At 37.1% G+C, this 6,730-nt stretch carries 8 protein-coding genes; 3 read left to right on the plus strand and 5 right to left on the minus strand.

Going from position 1 to position 6,730, the window contains the following annotated elements:
- Nucleotides 1-37 precede the first annotated feature (37 nt).
- The 3 genes from E5A76_RS09755 (at nt 38) to E5A76_RS09765 (ending at nt 2,368) form a co-directional block, all read left to right on the plus strand.
- The gene (locus E5A76_RS09755) at nt 38-1,447 is read left to right on the plus strand and encodes an undecaprenyl-phosphate glucose phosphotransferase (RefSeq protein WP_053988707.1); all 1,410 of its coding nucleotides are present in this window, start codon (nt 38-40) and stop codon (nt 1,445-1,447) included.
- A gap of 110 nt (nt 1,448-1,557) precedes the next feature.
- A complete protein-coding gene (locus E5A76_RS09760; protein ID WP_107166059.1) occupies nt 1,558-1,962 on the plus strand; it encodes a DUF4332 domain-containing protein in 405 nt (134 codons plus the stop codon).
- A 97-nt stretch (nt 1,963-2,059) separates the two neighbouring features.
- Nucleotides 2,060-2,368, plus strand: a complete 309-nt coding sequence (locus tag E5A76_RS09765; protein ID WP_237760331.1) for a DUF1496 domain-containing protein — start codon at nt 2,060-2,062, stop codon at nt 2,366-2,368.
- Between the two features lie 68 nt (nt 2,369-2,436).
- Here E5A76_RS09765 and E5A76_RS09770 read toward each other — a convergent pair whose 3' ends face one another.
- From E5A76_RS09770 to E5A76_RS09790, 5 genes are all read right to left on the minus strand, one after another.
- Entirely contained in the window at nt 2,437-2,736 is a 300-nt protein-coding gene (locus E5A76_RS09770) for a DUF406 family protein (protein WP_053988710.1), read from the minus strand.
- A gap of 115 nt (nt 2,737-2,851) precedes the next feature.
- Nucleotides 2,852-4,768, minus strand: a complete 1,917-nt coding sequence (locus tag E5A76_RS09775) for a RecQ family ATP-dependent DNA helicase (protein ID WP_161118811.1) — start codon at nt 4,766-4,768, stop codon at nt 2,852-2,854.
- 111 nt (nt 4,769-4,879) lie between these two features.
- Nucleotides 4,880-5,218 carry a hypothetical protein gene (locus tag E5A76_RS09780; RefSeq protein WP_161118812.1) on the minus strand — a complete coding sequence of 113 codons (339 nt, stop codon included), beginning with the start codon at nt 5,216-5,218 and terminating at the stop codon, nt 4,880-4,882.
- A 163-nt stretch (nt 5,219-5,381) separates the two neighbouring features.
- Nucleotides 5,382-5,870 carry a TIGR00645 family protein gene (locus tag E5A76_RS09785; RefSeq protein WP_008988894.1) on the minus strand — a complete coding sequence of 163 codons (489 nt, stop codon included), beginning with the start codon at nt 5,868-5,870 and terminating at the stop codon, nt 5,382-5,384.
- A gap of 149 nt (nt 5,871-6,019) precedes the next feature.
- The coding region (locus E5A76_RS09790; protein WP_262383650.1) for a PAS and helix-turn-helix domain-containing protein at nt 6,020-6,730 on the minus strand (711 nt) is incomplete at its 5' end.

Below are 6,730 nucleotides of genomic sequence, written 5' to 3' on the forward strand. Positions count from 1 at the left end.
TGTATATACTTTACGGGAATTATTTGCGGGCGTATTAATGAAAAGAAAAGCTCTTGAAATAGCTGATGATGGCTATTCATTTATAATTAAATTTGTTGACTTTTTAGTTATAAATTTTTCACTTACTCTAGTGTTTGCCTTGTTTGAGCTTGAGCCTTCACCATTTGATTTACTGTACGGTATTTTTGTAAGTGTTACTTTTATTGCTTGTGGCCACTATGTCGGTTTCTACGATAAAGTTAACCGAGCGAATTTTAAGCGTATGACATTACGCTTGTTAGCTAATTATTTATTAGTTGAAATTGCAGTTCTAGGGATTAGTGCATTCTTTGCTTTTATCGATCATGTTCAGATGCATGGTTTTACGAATAACTTTGGACTCTCTTGGTTTGCACTGTCATTCTTTGTCATCTGGGGCTCTCGGGTCGTTGTTTACTCTACGACAAGATATATCGGTCGTCATAGGAAAACGCATCGTATTGCAATTCTTGGTATGACAACTGCAGGTTTAGCGATTGAAAAAGCCCTACTAGAAAAATATAAAAATACAAATTTCGAAATTAATTACTACGATGATCGTAGTGAAGAGCGTTTTAGCTATTTAACTAAGTCTAAGTTTAGTGGCAAAGTGTGTGATTTAATTGATATCGCTAAGAAAGGCGAGGTTGATGACGTTTATATTGCTTTACCTATGGTAGCAAAAGAACGCATTCGATTGTTTCTTCATCAATTATCAGATACCACTGTTGATACTTTCATTGTTCCTGATCTTTATACTTATAACTTAAATGTCTCTCAGATCTGCCGTGTGGGCAATGTGGATACCTTTAGTGTATTTGCGAGTCCATTTGAAGGTATTGGTGATTTTATTAAGCGAGTAGAAGATCTCATCATTGGTAGTATTATTACGCTATTAATCTCTCCTGTTTTAATTGCGGTGGCGATCGGTGTAAAAATGAGCTCACCAGGTCCTATTTTGTTCAAGCAAGACCGTTATGGTCTCGGTGGTAAAAAGATCAAAGTATGGAAATTCCGCTCAATGAAAGTGATGGAAAATAGTGATGTTGTTAAACAGGCAACTAAAAATGATCCTCGTGTAACTAAGTTTGGTGCTTTTATTCGCCGTACGTCATTAGATGAGTTGCCACAGTTTATTAATGTTTTGCAGGGAACAATGTCGATTGTTGGTCCTCGCCCTCATGCCGTTGCTCACAATGAAGAGTATCGAATTCTTGTTGATAACTACATGATTCGACACAAAATTAAGCCAGGTATTACTGGTTTAGCTCAAATTAGTGGCTACCGTGGTGAAACAGATACGCTTGATAAGATGGAAAAGCGTATTCAGTATGATATTCGTTACATGCAGAACTGGAGTCTATTTTTAGATCTGAAGATCATTTTCTTAACGATCTTTAAAGGCTTTGTAAGCGAAACAGCATATTAATATTGTTGTTTAATTGGGAATGAAATTATTTTTTCCATTTTTTCGCATTTTTAAATTTTTTGTTGTCTATTATCGTGTAGAACAGAAATTATTAATGTTAGGAGCAGATGATGACTAAATTAGCGACCATTGAAGGTATTGGTGAAGTATACGCAGCAAAGCTAGAAGCTGCTGACGTACACACTATGGAACAGTTATTAGAAAAAGGTCAGAAACCTGCTGGTCGTAAAGCAATTGCTGAAGCGACAGGTATCAGTGGTAAGTTAGTATTGAAGTGGATTAACCGAGCAGATCTATCTCGTGTTAAAGGCATTAGCACTCAATATGCTGACTTACTTGAATTCTCTGGTGTTGATACCGTTCCTGAGCTTGCACAGCGTAATGCAGAAAATCTTCACGCTAAAATGACTGAAGTAAACGAAGAAAAAGCATTAGTACGCCAACTACCTGCACTGAAAAGTGTTCAGGATTGGATTGCACAAGCGAAAGAGCTTCCACGTGCAATTGAATACTAATGAGTAAGTAAATGAGAAAGCAGCCTATATGGCTGCTTTTTTATTATTTGCAAGATATAGTCGCCTATATCACTAAGGGACTAACATGGAGTTTTGGATGATGAATAGGTACGCTGTGATGTTAAGAGTGATAATGGGGTTAGTGGCTGTGTTATTAAGCTCACAAGTTCAGGCAAAAACGTACAGCGTTACAAGTAGCCCAGAAATAGTACCAAGTGTTGAGTTTAATCTCGATGGGCAAGCAACCAATCAACGGTTATGTTTCTATGAAAATAAAGCGTATTCGCTAGGGGCTATTATTGTAATTGATGGCGTTAAATTAGAATGTGTTGCAGAGAGCAGCATTGAAACTAATGGGCGATTGATGTGGAAAAAGTTAATTTCTTCAACGTCGAAAAAAGGATAAAAGAAAGCCAGCACTGATTACTTTATAGAGAATCCAATGCTGGCTTAAGCGTAGCTAATTACAATGAATTATTTTGCTAGAGAGCGGCTACGTAGTTCGAAAATTAGCTTTTCAGCGCTGCATTCAAATTGAATACGTGCTGTTAATTCAGTGCTGTTTTCGTCGACAGGGGTTGTTTCAACTTTGTAGTTAGCATTTACTTCTTTTGCTAGTGCAAGGTAGTTTGCTAGTTCTACTTCTAGTGCATCTTTACCGTGAGCAAAGATTTGAACGTCTGCAGTATCATCGTTTTCCTTGATGATAAAACCTAGCTCACCAGACACGCCACATGCTTCACAAACTTGGTATTCTTCTTTTTCAATTGTCATAACTTTAATCCCCATAGGTTAAGGGTGTATTTTAAATCGTTGTGATTTAGATCGCCATTCATTAATAATGAAAAGTGAGTTTCATAATGCTTAATAGACAGAAAATTTACATAACTTAGCCATATAAGCGTTTGATATGAACATAGGTTTGCTCGAATGGATATGCTTCAAGCTGTCCAAAGCCATCAAACTGTTTGGCTTTTATTTTCGTTGTTAATGGTGTTGTCATGCCATTTAAAAAGCGAGTGATAGCGGCAATCGAAGGGGCGGTATCACAAGCATTGATAAATTGATCACACCATTGGGTTAAAACGAGATCGGACACCTCAGGTAATGTTGGTAGTGGGGGCAGGGTAATGCTTTTGCCGCGACAAACAGAGCAGTGCCCACAGTGCTGAGGTGCATGATGATCAGCAAAGTAGTGCGCAAGTTGGTGACTTAGACAAGTTTTACTTTCAAAGAAATCGACCATGCTACCAATACGCTTAATTTCGCTATTCTCTTTTTGTTGGAACAATTGGTATAGCGCCTCACTTTCCAGTTCGATATCAAACTGATGGTTGATGATTTTATAAACATCGGTCATTTGTTTACTTTCTAAGGTGATCCAACCTTGCTCATTAAAGTAATCAATTGCAGCCACAACACGCTTACGATCGGCTTGATAACCTTGCCATAATGCATCCATATCTAAGGTATGCCAGATTTTTGCTTTTGATGAACAAGCAAAAATAGCCTCAACAAATTGGCGACGCTCACCGTTAAAACGATTGATAATTTCTTGCTGATTTATATTTAATTTGAAGCGATAGTCAGCAAAATAGGTATATAACGGTTCAATAATGTGGCGAATTTCTAAATACACTAATAGCGTTTTTAGTGGCAATAAACGGATATTCGCATCTTTTGATAACCGATTACTCATTACTTCCCAATGTTGTGGCTGTGCTTTGATTTCTGCTAATACTGTTGTGATAGCACTACGATCTGGCGTATCGCCATAAATGAAGTTCTGTAATACATTTAATCCAGATTTGTTAGCAATAACGGTACAGGTGGAATTGTTACCGTCACGGCCGGCACGACCAATCTCTTGACTGTAATTCTCAATTGATTTTGGTAGATCAAAGTGGATCACTTGGCGGATATCCGATTTGTCGATCCCCATACCAAAAGCAATGGTAGCGACAATACAATTAATGCTACCTGCCATAAATTGTTGCTGAATATCTTGTCGACGCTGGGCATCCATACCTGCGTGATAAGCTTGAGCAGGAATATGATTACGGGTCAGCGTCTCAGCTATCTCTTCGGCAGTATGTTGCAAGGTGACATATACAATGGAAGGTACATTGGGCTGTGCTGTGAGTTGATGCTGTAATACATCGAGTTTTTCGTCATCTTGGGCTGCTAAAATCGTTAGATCTAAGTTGTGGCGATAAAAACCGGTCACAACAATATTGTCTTTAGCAATATTAAACTTTTCCTGCATATCGTTGATAACTGCAGGCGTTGCGGTTGCAGTTAGAAGCAGCACTTGTGGAATATTCAATGATTGTTGGTAATGGGGAAGTTTCAGATAGTCAGGTCGGAAGTTATGGCCCCATTCAGAAATACAGTGTGCCTCATCAACCACTAATAATGAGATTGGTACTTGGCTAATAAACTGGCGGAAACGTTCGTTTTTCAAACGCTCAACAGAAATCATTAAGACTTTAATTTCCCCGTTTCTTATCTGTTGCATCACTTGCTGGGTTTGTTGCCAAGTCTGGCTGGAATCGATTGAAGCGGCAGGAATGCCTTTGGATGCCAGAAAGTCGAGCTGATCTTTCATTAGCGCAAGCAATGGAGAAATAACGAGGGTTAGGTGAGGTAGTTCAATAGCTGGCAATTGGTAGCAGAGTGACTTACCTGAGCCTGTAGGGAAAATTGCAGCGGCTGAATGTCCATCAAGCACACGAGTGATGACTTCTTCTTGGCCTGTTCTTAGTGAATCAAAACCAAAATATTTTTTAAGTGTTTGATGATACATGCTGAAATACTCACTAATTGGGATTGTGAGTATCATACCGTAGATTTCAGTTCAAAGGTAAGTAAGCTGCAATGTTGACTGTTATACGTTAACTAGAATAAAGGGAATAAGTTATTTTAATGAAGTAATAGGTACTGATAATTGAATACCATAGGTATTTTTATTTATATAAGGCTTCATATAAAAAGATTTATCTTCTAATAGCTGAATTTCAAATTTAGTATCTTTATTTAATTGGCTCTCTTGTAAGTAATAAGGTTTCTTATCTGAATGAGTTAGTACATTGTTGCATACCATTGCGTATAGATTGTTAAAATCTAGAATTGTTTTGCAGTGTATTGAACGATAGGCATAATATTCATTATTAATTATAGAGGTAATATTGGTATTGCTGATGGCATAAGTAGAATAAGAGAATAACGTTAGCATCAGATATAAAATTATTTTCATTACTATTTCTCATTCATGGTACATAAATAAGGAACAGCAAATATTGAGCCAATTTATATTGGCTTTAGCGTTGAAGAACAGGCTTTATTATTTACCATTAAAGATATTTATTCATTTTGCAATGCAATAAAAGAATAACGCGTCCTTGCGTATTCTTTTAAGATTAATGTTTAGTGATCTTGTCGAGATAGCCCATCGCAAAAGCGGAAAGAACAAAAGTAATATGAACGAGTAAATACCACAGTAATTTACCATTATCGATATGCTCGATGTTCATAAAAATCTTTAGTAGGTGAATAGAGGAAATTGCAACAATTGATGCTGCGACTTTATTCTTTAATGAGCCCGCATCTAATTTACCTAACCAGCCAAGTTTATCATCATGATCATCAAGGTCGAGGCGAGAAACAAAGTTCTCGTAGCCAGAAAACATCACCATAACGACCAGGCCGCCAACTAGTGCAATATCGACTAGCGATAGAATGATAAGCACTAAGTCCATGCTTTTCATCGTAATAATCACAGGGATTAATTCAAAGATTTCTTGAAAAAATTTGATTGATAGAGCGAGTAAAACAAAGCTTAAGCCAAAGTAAATTGGAGCCATCAACCAGCGCGAAGCATACATCATTCGCTCGAATAGTCTTTCCATTAGAAAAGGATCTCTTACAAAATGGGTAAAAATCAGAAAGACTGGATTTTAGATCGAAATAATAATGCTGAATAGATGGCTTGTTAGTTATTGTTTATAAAATTGTAAGTTTGTCCTCAAGTTGTTTAATCAAGCACCATTTACCGAATCTAGTAAATCGATTGAGATAGTTGATCATTATGGTTCAGCATCATGGAGACTGGCGTTTTCAGTATTTGCTCTGGCACTAAAGATAGCCAGCCGTTACAGCGTGCATATTCAATGAGGCTAGCACGATTAGTCACACCGTGAATTGAAAATTTGTCTATTAAATTAGCGACTTGTTTTTCTACAGCTTTCGGCGTTCGATAAATTAACTCTGCTATTTGCTTGATCTGTCGTCCACGTAGTAACCAGAATAAAACCACTTCTTGTGATGGTGTTAACTGCGGTGATACTGGCGTAATGGTTGATAAACAAAGATGGTTTTTATCGACTGCAAGCACTTCAGTAAGTGATGACATGTTAAGCCAATCTTTGACTTTACTTGCTGTAAATAGAATACCCCAAGCTTGCTCATTAATAATAATGGGTTGTTTTACAAAACTGTAGGCATCAACACCATGAGCATAATTATGAACATCAAAAGTGACGACTGTTTTATTATGTGATAGCGCATATTGATCCTGTTGTAAAAAAACGTCACTAAATGCAGCGGTATCGCATGGTATATCTCGATCTGTGAGTCCGGCAATATTATTTTTTACATTTACTAGCTCACAATAAGCTTTATTAGCATAAATAAAAATACCTTCTTTCGATTTAAGTCCGGAAGGATAAGGGGAGGAGTCCAACATATGAGCTAATACTGACAAATATGT

Source organism: Photobacterium lucens (genome assembly GCF_009873615.1).
Lineage (GTDB): Bacteria > Pseudomonadota > Gammaproteobacteria > Enterobacterales > Vibrionaceae > Photobacterium > Photobacterium lucens.